This window comes from Ruegeria profundi, assembly GCF_020171505.1.
GTDB lineage: Bacteria > Pseudomonadota > Alphaproteobacteria > Rhodobacterales > Rhodobacteraceae > Ruegeria > Ruegeria profundi.
Window position 1 is genome coordinate 171,100 of the sequence record NZ_JAIUZS010000008.1, and the last position, 12,547, is coordinate 183,646.

The 12,547-nt window shown below is 57.5% G+C and carries 18 protein-coding genes; 10 read left to right on the plus strand and 8 right to left on the minus strand.

Annotated elements, in window-relative coordinates:
- Nucleotides 1-33: 33 nt before the first annotated feature.
- From LCM21_RS17615 to ffh, 4 genes are read right to left on the minus strand one after another with little or no spacing between them, the layout of a single operon-like run.
- Nucleotides 34-330 (minus strand): chorismate mutase, encoded by a 297-nt coding sequence (locus LCM21_RS17615; RefSeq protein WP_068339190.1) that lies wholly within the window; start codon nt 328-330, stop codon nt 34-36.
- Complete coding sequence (locus LCM21_RS17620) at nt 327-878, minus strand: GNAT family N-acetyltransferase (RefSeq protein ID WP_224891769.1); 552 nt, start codon at nt 876-878, stop codon at nt 327-329. Before LCM21_RS17620 ends, LCM21_RS17615 begins: the two co-directional genes overlap by 4 nt.
- Entirely contained in the window at nt 875-1,429 is a 555-nt protein-coding gene (locus LCM21_RS17625; protein ID WP_224891771.1) for a GNAT family N-acetyltransferase, read from the minus strand. Before LCM21_RS17625 ends, LCM21_RS17620 begins: the two co-directional genes overlap by 4 nt.
- On the minus strand, nt 1,430-2,938 hold the full coding sequence (ffh, locus tag LCM21_RS17630; protein WP_224891772.1) for a signal recognition particle protein: 1,509 nt from the start codon (nt 2,936-2,938) through the stop codon (nt 1,430-1,432).
- Between the two features lie 304 nt (nt 2,939-3,242).
- On the opposite strand from ffh, the gene LCM21_RS17635 reads away from it, so the two are divergent.
- The gene (locus LCM21_RS17635) at nt 3,243-3,773 is read left to right on the plus strand and encodes a prolyl-tRNA synthetase associated domain-containing protein (RefSeq protein WP_224891773.1); all 531 of its coding nucleotides are present in this window, start codon (nt 3,243-3,245) and stop codon (nt 3,771-3,773) included.
- Here the strand turns inward: LCM21_RS17635 and LCM21_RS17640 are convergent, their stop codons facing one another.
- Together LCM21_RS17640 and LCM21_RS17645 are read right to left on the minus strand one after the other, a co-directional pair.
- Nucleotides 3,774-4,514: an aspartate/glutamate racemase family protein gene (locus LCM21_RS17640; protein WP_224891774.1), complete on the minus strand. Its 741-nt coding sequence runs from the start codon at nt 4,512-4,514 to the stop codon at nt 3,774-3,776.
- A gap of 73 nt (nt 4,515-4,587) precedes the next feature.
- Entirely contained in the window at nt 4,588-5,169 is a 582-nt protein-coding gene (locus LCM21_RS17645) for an FMN-dependent NADH-azoreductase (RefSeq protein ID WP_224891775.1), read from the minus strand.
- Nucleotides 5,170-5,288: 119 nt separating this feature from the next.
- Here LCM21_RS17645 and LCM21_RS17650 point away from each other — a divergent pair, with 119 nt between their 5' ends.
- The 3 genes from LCM21_RS17650 to LCM21_RS17660 all read left to right on the plus strand — a co-directional run bounded on the left by LCM21_RS17650 (nt 5,289) and on the right by LCM21_RS17660 (nt 7,564).
- Nucleotides 5,289-6,167: a LysR family transcriptional regulator gene (locus tag LCM21_RS17650; RefSeq protein ID WP_224891776.1), complete on the plus strand. Its 879-nt coding sequence runs from the start codon at nt 5,289-5,291 to the stop codon at nt 6,165-6,167.
- Complete coding sequence (locus tag LCM21_RS17655; RefSeq protein WP_224891777.1) at nt 6,164-7,078, plus strand: DMT family transporter; 915 nt, start codon at nt 6,164-6,166, stop codon at nt 7,076-7,078. Before LCM21_RS17650 ends, LCM21_RS17655 begins: the two co-directional genes overlap by 4 nt.
- A gap of 72 nt (nt 7,079-7,150) precedes the next feature.
- Nucleotides 7,151-7,564 carry a universal stress protein gene (locus LCM21_RS17660; RefSeq protein ID WP_224891778.1) on the plus strand — a complete coding sequence of 138 codons (414 nt, stop codon included), beginning with the start codon at nt 7,151-7,153 and terminating at the stop codon, nt 7,562-7,564.
- Between the two features lie 6 nt (nt 7,565-7,570).
- Here LCM21_RS17660 and LCM21_RS17665 read toward each other — a convergent pair whose 3' ends face one another.
- A complete protein-coding gene (locus tag LCM21_RS17665) occupies nt 7,571-7,906 on the minus strand; it encodes an ArsR/SmtB family transcription factor (protein WP_068339528.1) in 336 nt (111 codons plus the stop codon).
- 231 nt (nt 7,907-8,137) lie between these two features.
- Here LCM21_RS17665 and LCM21_RS17670 point away from each other — a divergent pair, with 231 nt between their 5' ends.
- The 6 genes from LCM21_RS17670 (at nt 8,138) to LCM21_RS17695 (ending at nt 11,759) form a co-directional block, all read left to right on the plus strand.
- Nucleotides 8,138-8,470: an AtpZ/AtpI family protein gene (locus LCM21_RS17670; protein ID WP_068339170.1), complete on the plus strand. Its 333-nt coding sequence runs from the start codon at nt 8,138-8,140 to the stop codon at nt 8,468-8,470.
- Between the two features lie 2 nt (nt 8,471-8,472).
- Entirely contained in the window at nt 8,473-9,231 is a 759-nt protein-coding gene (locus LCM21_RS17675; protein ID WP_068339167.1) for a F0F1 ATP synthase subunit A, read from the plus strand.
- A 69-nt stretch (nt 9,232-9,300) separates the two neighbouring features.
- A complete protein-coding gene (locus tag LCM21_RS17680; protein WP_005981269.1) occupies nt 9,301-9,525 on the plus strand; it encodes a F0F1 ATP synthase subunit C in 225 nt (74 codons plus the stop codon).
- An 86-nt stretch (nt 9,526-9,611) separates the two neighbouring features.
- The gene (locus LCM21_RS17685; RefSeq protein WP_224891779.1) at nt 9,612-10,163 is read left to right on the plus strand and encodes a F0F1 ATP synthase subunit B'; all 552 of its coding nucleotides are present in this window, start codon (nt 9,612-9,614) and stop codon (nt 10,161-10,163) included.
- 5 nt (nt 10,164-10,168) lie between these two features.
- Nucleotides 10,169-10,729 carry a F0F1 ATP synthase subunit B gene (locus tag LCM21_RS17690; RefSeq protein WP_068339162.1) on the plus strand — a complete coding sequence of 187 codons (561 nt, stop codon included), beginning with the start codon at nt 10,169-10,171 and terminating at the stop codon, nt 10,727-10,729.
- Between the two features lie 169 nt (nt 10,730-10,898).
- Nucleotides 10,899-11,759: a glycosyltransferase family 2 protein gene (locus tag LCM21_RS17695; RefSeq protein WP_224891780.1), complete on the plus strand. Its 861-nt coding sequence runs from the start codon at nt 10,899-10,901 to the stop codon at nt 11,757-11,759.
- Nucleotides 11,760-11,771: 12 nt separating this feature from the next.
- Here LCM21_RS17695 and LCM21_RS17700 read toward each other — a convergent pair whose 3' ends face one another.
- Nucleotides 11,772-12,542, minus strand: coding sequence for an FCD domain-containing protein (locus tag LCM21_RS17700; RefSeq protein WP_224891782.1), 771 nt, complete (start codon nt 12,540-12,542; stop codon nt 11,772-11,774).
- Nucleotides 12,543-12,547: the final 5 nt, after the last annotated feature.

Sequence of the window (12,547 nt, forward strand, 5' to 3'; positions counted from 1 at the left end):
CCGGGTATTCTTGGTATTCGTGGAAACGACGGGTTATTCCTGATGTTTCCGGTGGTGTCGGATGACTTCCTGAATGATGAAATTCAGAAAAGCTTTGGCGAAATCAGGATCCAGATCGGCCTGTTTCGCCAGGTCTTCTAACCGAGCGATCTGCGCAGCCTCGCGCGTGGGATCGGACGGGGGAAGATCGTGTTCGGCCTTGAGCTTGCCTACAGCCTGCGTGTGCTTGAACCGCTCGCCCAGCGTATAGACAAGGATCGCGTCCAGCCGGTCAATGCTGTCGCGGTGGTCTTTCAACAGCGTGGCAGCCTGTGTCACGGGGTTGGTCATTGGCCGGTCCTCTCAGAGATCAAAGCAGGTTCGGAAATGTCGATCTTGGGATGCCGCCAGACTTGGCAGGGCTCGCCTACAACTTCGCCTTCGCGTTCGTAGGTTGCGCCCAGCCGCTCGGCCAAATTACGCGAACGGTCATTAGAGTGCGCGATATAGCTGATCACGCCATTCAGACCCTGAATGCGCGCGGCATAGTTCCGAGCAGCGATTGCTGCCTCGAACGCCAACCCCTTTCCTTCGGCCTCATCCATTACGGTCCAGCCGATCTCGGGCTCATCCCAACCCGGAACATCGATAATGCCGGCCCAGCCTGCAAAGGCTCCGGTTGCCTTGTCGCTCAGGTGCCACAATCCATAACCCTTCAGCATCCAATGCCCCAGGCGACGGCTAAGCGAGCCCCACGCCTCAGCAGGGTTTAGCGGCCCACCGACAATATGGCTGCGTTCGGACGCGTAAAACGCAGTCATTCGCGGCAGGTCATCCGCATGAGGTGCCCGCAGGATCAGTCGTTCGGTTTCAATGGTCGGGATGGTGAACGTGGTCATGCGTACGCCTCGATTCCGCCATTTACCAGATCGGCCGGGGAAGGGTGCCGCCAGATTTCGGATTTACCGAATTTCGGGTGGTCATAGTGATACTCGAACTGCGCACCTAAACGCTGTGCCACGGCCTTGCTGGCGTTGTTGTCCGGGTCAATCAGCGAAATTGCCGTGTCCCATCCCAACATATCATAGGCATAGGTGCGTGCTGCCAGAGCCGCCTCGGTCGCATAGCCTTTCCCAGTGGCGTGGGTCATCAGGGTCCAACCCACTTCCGGCTCGGGCCAACCTTCTGGGAACCACAACCCGATTCGGCCGACATAGGCACCGGTGTCTTTTTCATCGACGCTCCAATAACCAAAGCCACGCAGAGCCCAATGACCAAAATGCAGGGCAATGATCCGCCATGTTTCATCCCGGCGCAGAGGTCCGCCGACATACTTCGCAGTATCGCTGGCGAAAAACGCGGCGTCCGCGTCCAGATCAGCCTCGGACGGCGCGCGCAAGATCAGGCGCTGGGTCTCAAGCCGGGGGATATGAGGGGTGAGGGTGTTCATTTACTTTTTCTTGCCGAACCCGCTGAGACCCGGAGGCAACCCCATGCCACCGCCCATGCCGGGCAGTCCGCCGGGCATCTTGCCACCCATCGCCTTGGCTGCCTGTTCCAAAGCCTTGGGGTCCATACCTGCGGCCATTTCTTCAGGGCTGGGGCCGCCCTTGCCGAACATGCCTTTCATGGCCTGTTTCAGCATCTTGCCTTTGCCCATCTTGCCCATCTTCTTCATCATGTCCGACATCTGCCGGTGCATCTTGATCAGCTTGTTGAGGTCGCTGACTTCCATGCCCGAACCCGCCGCGATCCGTTTTTTCCGGCTTGCTTGCAGCAGTTGCGGGTTGGCGCGTTCTTTCTTGGTCATGGACTGGATCATGGCGATCTGCTGGCGCAGGATCTTGTCATCCAGACCCGCCTGATCCATCTGCTTGGCCATCTTGCCCATGCCCGGCATCATGCCCATCATGCCCTGCATGCCGCCCATCTGGATCATCTGTTCCAGCTGCATTTTCAGGTCGTTCATGTTGAACTGACCCTTGACCATGCGCTTCATCATGCGCTCGGTCTGTTCCATCTCCATCGTTTCCTGGGCCTTTTCGACCAGCGCAACGATGTCGCCCATGCCCAGAATACGACCGGCGATCCGGTCCGGCTCGAAGGTTTCGAGCGCGTCCATCTTCTCGCCCAGACCGACAAAGCGGATCGGCTTGCCGGTCACGGCGCGCATCGACAGCGCCGCACCGCCGCGCCCGTCACCATCCATCCGGGTCAGGACCACGCCTGAGATGCCAACCTTGGCGTCGAACTCCTCGGCCACTTCAACGGCGACCTGACCGGTCAGGCCGTCGACGACCAGCAGGGTTTCGCGCGGATCAACCGCGTTGCGGACCTGCTCAACCTCGTCCATCAGCACTTCGTCGATATGCAGACGGCCCGCGGTGTCGAGCATGTAGACGTCATAACCGCCCAGCGTCGCCTGCTGTTTGGCGCGTTTGGCGATGTCGACCGGTTTCTGGCCGGGAACGATCGGCAGCGTATCGACACCGACCTGCGTGCCCAGAACCGCAAGCTGATCCATCGCCGCCGGGCGGTAAACGTCCAGCGAGGCCATCAGGACCTTCTTGCCCTCTTTCTCTTTCAGGCGCTTGGCGAGCTTGCCGGTTGTGGTCGTTTTACCCGAACCTTGCAGTCCGACCATGAGGATCGGGGCAGGCGGGTTGTCGATCTTCAGCTTGCCGGGGTCTTCCTCGCCACGCAGGGTATCAACCAGCGCGTCATGCACGATCTTGACGACCTGCTGGCCGGGGGTGATTGACTTGGTGACAGCTTGACCAGTGGCCTGATCCTGAACTTTCTTGACAAATTCGCGCGCAACCGGCAGCGAGACGTCAGCCTCAAGCAAAGCTACGCGGACTTCGCGCAGGGCGGTCTTCACGTCTACTTCGGACAGAGCACCCTGTTTGGTCAGCCGGTCAAAGACGCCAGAGAGGCGTTCGGATAGATTTTCAAACATGCCTTCGGCCTCCTTAGCCGGTTATCTCGTGGCACTTCCTAGGTAGGAAACACCGGTTAAATACACAATTGCCCCTCCCACAGAATTAGACGTGGGGTAAAGCCAAATGGAATTGCCCCCACGGGCGAAACTCGCTGGTGGGGGGCGATCCCTGAACGACTCAAGGGACCGGAAGATCAGACGCTTCCGGATGTTTGAGGGGTCTCTAGGCGGGATCGATGTCAGAGTCAACCATGTGCGCTGCAGCCTGCTTGCATCGCGGCCGCGTATTCGTCATGACGACCGGAACACGCAGGAGGTTCCCATGGACGCATCATCGACTTTTCAGGATACATTGCCGCTCAGTTCTGATGCGCTGCTGGCGCAGTTGGATAGCTGGGGGCTGGCCTACCGTCTGCACACCCATGTTCCACTGCGCACGGTTGAAGAGTCAAAGGCGGCCGAAGATCAGTTTATGGTGCCGGGCGAAAATGCCCTGCGCCTTAAGAACCTGTACTTGCGAAACAAGAAAAAACGGAACTACCTCGTGACATTGGAGCAGAGCCGCGAGATTGATCTCAAGACGCTGGGTGCTGAACTCGGGGTGGGCAATCTATCGTTTGGTTCGGCGGATCGGTTGATGCAGAACCTTGGTATTCGTCCCGGCGCGGTCAGCCCGCTTGCCATGATCAACGGGGTGCAAAACAACGTCAGCTTCTTCATGGACGCGGCAGCGCAGCAGGCGGATGTCATTTACATGCACCCCCTGGTCAATGACCGCACGGTGGCGTTGGCGCGCACAGACCTAATGGCATTTTTCGACAAGATCGGCTGCGACATTCGCTGGCTGCATTGATCAACCCTGAAGTGCTTCTTTCAGGGCGGCTGCGACATGAGCCGCCGATGGATTGACGAAAAGATGCCTATCAGCTTCGAAAACCGGGTCGTCGAGATGATCCGGAAACGCCAGCGGTAATTCTGTGCAGGCCAGCAGTATGGCGGTTCCCGGCTCTGCATGTCTGTTGCAATAGGTCAGCAACCTGTTGCGTGCAGCCGCTGAGGCACCGCCATAGAACTCACTGTCGATCATGGCCTGCATTTCGGCGATCTCAGCCGCGGGTAAGCGATCATTGGCTGTAATGCCCTCTTGGGCCAGTTGGTCGGCGTAGTCGGTCGCCTGCATCGTGACGGTTGTCCCCAAGACCAGCGCTTTGGACGCGCCCGTTGCGGCAGTAACTCGGGCCGTGGCGTCGAAGATGCTGAGGATCGGCATCGAGACACCCTGCCTGATCGCATGTAGCCTGGCATGCGGGGTATTTGAGGCAATTATTCCGAAATCACATCCGGCACGTTCCAGTGTCAGCAATGCTTCGCGAAAGACGACGTCAAACCCGGCCCAGCTGCCCTCATCCCCGGCCACGCCGCGCAACGCACGGGTTTTGGCTTGTGTTACAGATTCGATGGTCATCGGCGGGACAGGCAGCGGAGACCCATGCCCGCGTTCAGCAAAGTACTGGCCTGCGCCCTGGGCGATTGCCCGATAGTAATCCACGGTCGAGGCCCAGCCCACGCCGCCCAGAATGCCAATTTTCTTCATGATAAACGCCCAGCCTGCGAATTCTGTTTCAGACGCAGACTGGACGTTTCCCGGCGCAAAGGCCAGATTTCGTTTAGGCAGCCAGTTGGGTCACGGCCTTATGAGCGTTGCTCAACGCGGCTTCGGCGTCTATCGCCATCGAGTCTGCGGCAACAATTTCAATATCGGTGATACCGATGAACCCAAGCATGTGACGGACGTAGCCGGTGGCAAAGTCGATCTCGGACCCGACTGCCGTGCCGCCCGATGCGATGGCGAGAACCACGCGCTTGCCCTCCAACAGACCTTTGGGGCCATTTTCACTGTACGAGAATGTCAGACCTACGCGAGCGACCAGATCAATCCAGGCTTTGAAAGCCGCAGGAACTGAAAAGTTGTAGATGGGCAAGCCAATGACGATCGTGTCGGCATCTTGAAGCTCATTCACCAGGCTATCGGACAATGCCAGCTGGTCGCGTTGCGCATCGCTGCGTTGATCCGCCGGCGTGAAATTGGCGTTGATCCAGTCCTCGGTCAGAAGGGGCAGCGGCTTTGCCAGATCGCGGCGGATGATGCGACCGGCGCCCAGATGCTTGACGATACGGTCAGTCAGGTCACGGCTGGTGGAACCTTCGCGGCGGGCGGAGGCGTCGATATGCAGGATAGTTTTGGTCATCTCTTCGATCCTTGGGTTAACAAAACTTACTCTATGGTCGTATATGAATGTTGCGCGATTGAACAAAAGTCGGATATATCAACAGGTATTGTTGGAAATTGCACAGTGTTGGTGATGGCGTGGACAATTGGGATGAAGTGAGAACCGCTTACCAAGTGGCCCGCATGGGAACCGTTAGCGGCGCGGCCGAGGTGCTGGGCGTTCACCACGCTACCGTTATCCGCCACATCGACTCGATCGAGGCGCGGTTGGGCGTCAAGCTATTTCAGCGTCATGCCCGTGGTTACACACCCACCGAAGCTGGTGAAGATCTGCTGCGTGTGGCGCAAGCAACCGAGGATCAGTTCAACCAACTTGTTGGCCGTATGAAAGGCCGGGGAGATGATGTTGCAGGTGAGTTGGTCGTGACATCGCTGTCTTCGCTGGCGCCTTTGGTCGTGCCTGTGCTGAGCGAGTTTCAGAAGCTGCACCCCAGTGTAATCGTGCGCTATCTGACAGGTGATCGGTTGTTCCGCCTGGAATACGGCGAGGCTCATGTGGCGATCCGCGCTGGGGCTGCACCGGATCAACCGGACAACGTTGTTCAACCGTTCTGGACCCAGCAGATGGGGTTATACGCCAGCAAAGATTATATCAAGCGGCACGGCGTTCCTTCGAGCATCGAAGATTTCGCCAACCATCACTTCGTCGGAAATGACGATGAAAACAGTCGGGCGCCGTTTTCTCGCTGGCTGCGTGAAAATGTGCCAGAGAGCGCGATTACCTTCCGATGCTCGAACAATTTTACGATGCGGCAGGCGGTATTGGCGGGGGCAGGTATCGGGTTCATGGAACGATGGGAGGCGGCCCGCAGTCCCGACTTGCAAGAGGTAATAGACAGTTTGCCTGAATGGTCCGGTAAGCTGTGGCTGGTGACGCATGTCGACCTGCATCGGACCACAAAGGTTCAGGCGTTCCTGACGTTCTTGAAAACCCGCGTGAAAGAGTGGGTGGTTTGACACCTCAAGCCCAGGGCCATCTTGCGATGCTGGTCTTTTCGGCGCTGGTTGCCGGCAGCTTTTCGCTGGGGTCATTGATCGCCAACCAGATCGCGCCCGAGGCGATCACGGCAGCGCGGTTCCTGATCGCCTCGGTTGTGATTGGGGTGGCTGCCGGGATGACCACTGGTCTGCCCCGCAGCGCGGCAAAGGCACCGTGGCGATACGTGGTGCTTGGTGGGCTGTTTGCCAGTTACTTCGTGCTGATGTTCCACGGATTGAAAACCGCGCCACCCGTCAGTGCGGCGGCTGTGTTTACTCTGACCCCGGTGCTATCCGCCGTGGCGGGTTGGGTGCTGCTGCGGCAAATCACGACACCAAGGATGGCTTTGGCATTGACCGTTGGCGCGGTTGGTGCGCTTTGGGTCATTTTCCGTGCAGATTGGCAGGCGTTTGTAGCGTTCGAGATCGGCGGCGGAGAGATCATCTATTTCTGGGGCTGCGTGGCCCATGCGATCTATACGCCGATGGTGCGCAAACTGAACAGGGGTGAACCGGCTGTCGTATTTACGTTTGGAACGCTGGTCGCGGGGTGTGTGTTGCTGACCCTTTATGGCTGGTCCGATATACGGGCGACTGATTGGACAAACCTGCCATTGATCGTCTGGGTCGGTCTTTTATACGTCTCGATCTTTGCCACGGCAGTCAGTTTTGTATTGGTTCAGTTCGCGGCATTGCGCCTGCCTTCGGCAAAGGTGATGGCTTATACCTACCTGACGCCCAGTTGGGTGATCCTGTGGGAGGTCGGTCTGGGTCAGCAATGGCCAACCTTGATTGTTTTCGTTGGGGCGCTTCTGACCGTTATCGCGCTTGTTCTGCTGTTGAAGTCCCACGATCAACCAAGGCCCGCAGCAGAGCCAGTGCAGGACTAGACCCTACCGTTGAGACAGATCAAGGTCGCCTTTGGCGAAGTCCCCTAGGTCTGGATCAAGGAGGATTTCGCCATGTACGCCCATATCATGTTCCCTGTTGACCTGCATCTGCCGCCCGAAGTTCGCAAGGCAGCCGATGTCGCGGCTGAAGTTGCAAAATGGCAGGGCGCCAAGATTACTCTTGTCACCGTGACCGGCACACAGCCCGGTGATCCTGCCCTGACGGACACGGCGATAAGCGAAGCGTTGAACGCGTTTGCGGATCAGCTTGCTGAAAGTAGTGGAGCCGAAGTTGATTTTCGCAATATCCATTCGCTCGATGTTGCGGTTGAGGTGGACGGTGACCTAAAGCGCACCGCCGAGGAAATCGGTGCTGACCTTATTGTTGTCGGAACCCACGCCCCGCGGATCACCGACTATATCTTTTCAAGCCACGCAGGGTATCTGGCCAATCATGCCAGCGTTTCAGTCTTCGCGGTGCGTTGATTGGGGCTAGGGGTCGTCAGAGGCGGGCAGCTCGATTTCAAGAAACCGTTCGAACGCGTCCAGATTGACCGGTTCGAACTGCCCGAACCCCTGCATCCAGACCGAGGCCGCGCGTAAGGCGTCAGGTTCCAGCTTGCACCATTTCACACGGCCTCGTTTTTCCTGAGAGATAAGCCCGGCCTTGGTCAGGATCACCAGATGTTTCGAGATTGCCGCCAGCGACATCTCGAACGGCTCGGCCACGTCTGTAACGGCCATGTCATCCTCAAGCAGCATCGCGAGGATGGCGCGGCGCGTAGGGTCGGCGAGGGCCGCAAACACGGTGTCGAGATCATTGGACATGCAACCGCTGAACCACAGCGCCCCGGTTTGGTCAACCATTTGGTTGAATATACTGAATCCTGCCTTTCAGGTGATACCCCTGCGGGCGATCGAACTCACGATTGGGCGGAAGTGCCATAAAACATATTAAAATCAGTCCGTTAACCTGCGGCATTTCCGACCTTTAAGGCCGTTGACTCTGTGCGTCTTGCACCTTAGCACCTAGCCCAAGACTGTGCGAGGAAAACGCCCGTGACTGATGATGACCAAAAGCAGCGTATGGCGCAGCTTGAGGCCAAGATCGAAGCGGCGAAAAAGGCCAAAAAGCCCGAGACCCGCGCAGATGCTGACGTGTCCGGGGGCGAGCTTGCCTGGCGGATGGTCATCGAAATGGTATCCGGTCTGGGGATCGGATTTGGCATCGGTTACGGGCTGGACAGCCTGCTCGGGACGATCCCGATCTTTCTGGTGCTGTTTACATTGCTGGGCCTTGTCGCCGGGGTGAAGGTTATGCTCCGCAGCGCCAAAGAGGTTCAAGAGAAACAAGCGGCGGCGACGGCTGCCGAAAAGGACGAGAGGGACTGAACGTGGCAACTGAGACCACCGCAGCAGAGGGCAGCAGCCTGGTTTTTCACCCGATGGATCAGTTCATTGTCAAGCCGTTGTTCGGAGACGGTGCGGTGGGCATGTTCACGATTACCAACGTGACGCTTTGGCTGTTCCTGGCGATTGTGGCCATCGTGCTGCTGTTGATCTGGCCGACCTCAAAGCGCGCGATTGTTCCGACCCGCATGCAGTCGGTGGCTGAACTGGCCTATGGCTTTATCTATAAAATGCTGGAAGACATCTGCGGCAAAGAGGGTGTTAAGTATTTCCCTTATGTGATGACCCTGTTCATGTTCATCGTCTGCGCGAACTTCCTGGGCATGATCCCCATGTCCTTCACCACCACGTCGCATTTCGCTGTGACCATCCCGCTTGCACTGGCCGTGTTCCTGACTGTGACAGTTCTGGGCTTTGTCAAAAACGGCGCTGGTTTCCTCAGCCTGTTCTGGGTGTCGAGCGCGCCTCTGGCGTTGCGCCCTATCCTGGCGATCATCGAGCTGATTTCGTACTTTGTACGTCCTGTCAGCCACTCCATCCGTCTTGCCGGTAACGTCATGGCAGGTCACGCGGTTATCAAGGTGTTCGCAGGCTTTGCCGCGATTGCCGCGATCTCGCCCGTGTCCGTTCTGGCAATCACCGCAATGTATGGCCTTGAGGTCCTCGTGTCCTTCATCCAGGCCTACGTTTTCACCATTCTGACCTGTGTTTATCTGAAGGACGCTCTGCATCCGCATCACTGATCAGGGGCGACCCTGAGCACAGGAACGATAACCCAACATCGAAACTTCCAATTCGTAAGGAGAAACATCATGGAAGGCGATCTCGCACATATCGGCGCAGGCCTGGCAGCAATCGGTTCCGGCGCAGCCGCAATCGGGGTGGGCAACGTAGCAGGCAACTTCCTGGCCGGCGCTCTGCGCAACCCTTCGGCGGCTGCGTCGCAGACCGCAACCCTTTTCATCGGTATCGCGTTTGCAGAAGCTCTGGGGATCTTCGCATTCCTGGTCTCGCTGCTGCTGATGTTCGCCGTCTAATCTGCGGAACCTGATCCTTACGCGCAGGTGGGCCCAAGCCATAGCGGCCCACCTGTTGTAAAGACAACGTTCCGACGGAGGACATCATGGCGACAGAACCCGTACACGAAGAAGTAGCTGGCTCGTGCGTCGACGCTGGTGGCTCTGCCATCGGGATGCCGCAGCTCTGCTTCGATTGGTTCCCCAACCAGATTTTCTGGCTGGTCATCACGCTGGTCGTCATCTTTCTGGTCCTGTCCCGCGTGGCCTTGCCCCGCATCGCGGCAATCCTGGCCGAGCGCAAAGGGACCATTACAAATGACCTGGCTGCGGCCGAAGATCTGAAGGCCAAGGCGGTCGAGGCCGAAGAGGCCTATAACAAGGCGCTGGCCGATGCCCGTGCCGAAGCGCAGCGTATCGCAGCGGAAGCCCGCGCTGAAATCCAGTCTGGTCTGGATGACGCGATTGCAAAGGCGGATGCGGAAATCGCTGCAAAGGCGGCTGAATCGGAGAAGGCAATTGCCGAAATCCGTGCCGGGGCGCTGGAAAGCATTCAATTGGTTGCCAAGGATACGGCGGCTGAACTGGTGACCGCACTGGGCGGCGAGGCAGATGCCAAAGCCATCGACAGTGCCGTTGACGCGCAGATGAAAGGATAAGTGACATGCGGAACACTCTTGCCCTTATCCTGACCTTTGGCGCAGCCAGTCCGGCACTGGCAGCCAAAGGCCCGTTCTTCTCGCTTGGCAACACCGACTTTGTCGTTCTTCTGGGCTTCATCGTCTTTATCGCGGTTCTGTTCTATTTCAAGGTACCGGGTATGATCGGCGGTGCGCTGGACAAACGTGCCGAAGGCATCAAGTCCGAACTGGACGAAGCCCGCGCCCTGCATGAAGAGGCCCGCAGCCTGTTGGCGTCCTACGAGCGCAAACAGCGCGAAGTTCAGTCTCAGGCGGATGCCATTGTGGCGGCCGCGAAAGACGATGCTGCTCTGGCGGCCGAGCAGGCCAAGGCCGATCTGGAAAGGTCCATCGCACGCCGTTTGGCCGCTGCACAGGATCAGATCGCGTCAGCCGAAGCCTCGGCTGTGAAAGAAGTGCGCGATCAGGCTGTCACCGTGGCTGTTTCGGCAGCCAACGCGGTTTTGGCAAAGCAGATGACGGCAGCGCAGGCGAACAAGTTGATCGATGCGTCCATCGAGGATGTAGGCGAAAAGCTGCATTGATAAACCAGTGCAAAGTGAGGCGTACCACAGTGTTTCAGGGACGCTTTGCATGGCTTAATCGAATTCGAAACAGGCGAGGGTGCATGCATCCTCGCCTTTCACTATCGGTTTGATTGTTTTTTTGAAATAGTTTACCACCTCAGCGGTTATTCTCGATATAGAGCGAAACATGCCTGAGCTGCCGCGGATCAGCCTCGTGATCCCCAATCTGAATTGCGCTAAGTTCATTGAACGCACGATAAGGTCAGTCCTTGATCAGAATTATCCCAATCTTGAACTGATCCTGTCCGATGGCGGCAGCACGGATGGATCACTCGAAATCATTGAAAAATATCGACCCCATTTCTCGCACATCATTTCCGAGCCGGATTCCGGTCAGGCCAATGCGTTAAACAAGGGTTTTGCCTTCGCGACCGGTGAAATCATGGGGTGGATCAATTCTGATGATATCTTGCTGCCCGACAGCTTGTCGCTTGTTGGATCACTGTTCACGCTCAACCAAAAGACGGAATGGTTGACCGGACGATTGACCGTTATTGACGAGAACGACCAGGTCCAGTGTGCTGTACGTCCCCGGCCTTTGACGCATGAGAGGTTTTTGGCGGCTGACTATCAGTGGATACAGCAGGAATCGACCTTTTGGCGGCGCAGTCTTTGGACGCGCGCGGGTGGTTATTTAGACGAGTCCTTGAGTCTTGCCGTAGATGGCGAGCTTTGGTTGCGCTTCTCACGGTATGCCCAACTAACGTCGGTTCACAAACAAATCGGCGCGTTTCGGGTTCGCAGCGGACAAAGGTCCGAAGCGATTGATGAGTACCACGCGGAGATGCTGAAAGTCATCGACCGCGAACGACGGAATGCAACGGAAACGAATGACTTGACCAAGACGATTTTGGATGCACCCCTTCAATTGCGCCAACGCAAAGAGGCCGAAGCGACCTTTCCGGGCTTAAGGAAACGTGATCCAAAGCCGTTCAAACGGACCAAACTCTGGAAACATGCGCTTGTGCGCCGAATGCATCACATCTAGGGGGCCGCAAAACTAGCGGTTCCCAATCTCATGGTGCAGGCGCTGTCGTGCTATGGCTTCGTTTCGTTCGGCTTTTTGGTGATCTTCCATGCAGCGCTGAACATAGTCCAAATGCCGGTGGATTGCGCTGCGCGCACCTTCGGCATCCCGTGTTTGGAGGGCCGTGTTAATGTCGCGATGCTGATCCAGAATTGCGCTGCGCGTAGTGTGTTGTTGAAACATCATTTGGCGATTGTAGAACACGCCCTGTTGCAGCAGGTCGAACATGGACCGCATCATATGCAGCATCACGACGTTGTGGCTGGCCTCAATAATGGCCATGTGGAACTGGGCATCCAGATGGGCTTCATCTTCGGTTGCGTTACGCTCATGCGCTGCCTGCATTTTGTCAAAAATCGCCTGCACAACCTTCAAATCGCTGTCCGAACCCAGCCGCGCGGCGCGCGCGGCAGCCAGCCCTTCCATGTCCCGCCGGAATGAAAGATAGTCGAACACCGCTTCGTCATGACTACCGAACAGGCGGACCAATGCCGGGGAAAAGGCCGACCCCAAAACCTCGGCGACATAGATGCCGGACCCGGCCTTGGCGGTCAGCAACCCTTGGCCCTGAAGGTCCGAGATCGCCTCTCGCAGTGATGGGCGCGAGACGCCCAGCCTTTCGGCCAGTTCGCGTTCGGCCGGTAAGCGCTCACCCGGTCGCAGGATGCCACGCAGGATCAGCAACTCGATCTGCTTCACCACTGCGATAGACAGCTTTTCGGTCCGGATTTTCTGAAAGGGCATGTGGG

Bases quoted from the DNA above. Each gene is read 5' to 3' on its own strand.
- LCM21_RS17615 (WP_068339190.1), bottom strand. From the start codon at position 330: ATGACCAACCCCGTGACACAGGCTGCCACGCTGTTGAAAGACCACCGC.
- LCM21_RS17620 (WP_224891769.1), bottom strand. From the start codon at position 878: ATGACCACGTTCACCATCCCGACCATTGAAACCGAACGACTGATCCTG.
- LCM21_RS17625 (WP_224891771.1), bottom strand. From the start codon at position 1,429: ATGAACACCCTCACCCCTCATATCCCCCGGCTTGAGACCCAGCGCCTG.
- ffh (WP_224891772.1), bottom strand. From the start codon at position 2,938: ATGTTTGAAAATCTATCCGAACGCCTCTCTGGCGTCTTTGACCGGCTG.
- LCM21_RS17635 (WP_224891773.1), top strand. From the start codon at position 3,243: ATGGACGCATCATCGACTTTTCAGGATACATTGCCGCTCAGTTCTGAT.
- LCM21_RS17640 (WP_224891774.1), bottom strand. From the start codon at position 4,514: ATGAAGAAAATTGGCATTCTGGGCGGCGTGGGCTGGGCCTCGACCGTG.
- LCM21_RS17645 (WP_224891775.1), bottom strand. From the start codon at position 5,169: ATGACCAAAACTATCCTGCATATCGACGCCTCCGCCCGCCGCGAAGGT.
- LCM21_RS17660 (WP_224891778.1), top strand. From the start codon at position 7,151: ATGTACGCCCATATCATGTTCCCTGTTGACCTGCATCTGCCGCCCGAA.
- LCM21_RS17665 (WP_068339528.1), bottom strand. From the start codon at position 7,906: ATGTCCAATGATCTCGACACCGTGTTTGCGGCCCTCGCCGACCCTACG.
- LCM21_RS17680 (WP_005981269.1), top strand. From the start codon at position 9,301: ATGGAAGGCGATCTCGCACATATCGGCGCAGGCCTGGCAGCAATCGGT.
- LCM21_RS17685 (WP_224891779.1), top strand. From the start codon at position 9,612: ATGGCGACAGAACCCGTACACGAAGAAGTAGCTGGCTCGTGCGTCGAC.
- LCM21_RS17690 (WP_068339162.1), top strand. From the start codon at position 10,169: ATGCGGAACACTCTTGCCCTTATCCTGACCTTTGGCGCAGCCAGTCCG.
- LCM21_RS17695 (WP_224891780.1), top strand. From the start codon at position 10,899: ATGCCTGAGCTGCCGCGGATCAGCCTCGTGATCCCCAATCTGAATTGC.
- LCM21_RS17700 (WP_224891782.1), bottom strand. From the start codon at position 12,542: ATGCCCTTTCAGAAAATCCGGACCGAAAAGCTGTCTATCGCAGTGGTG.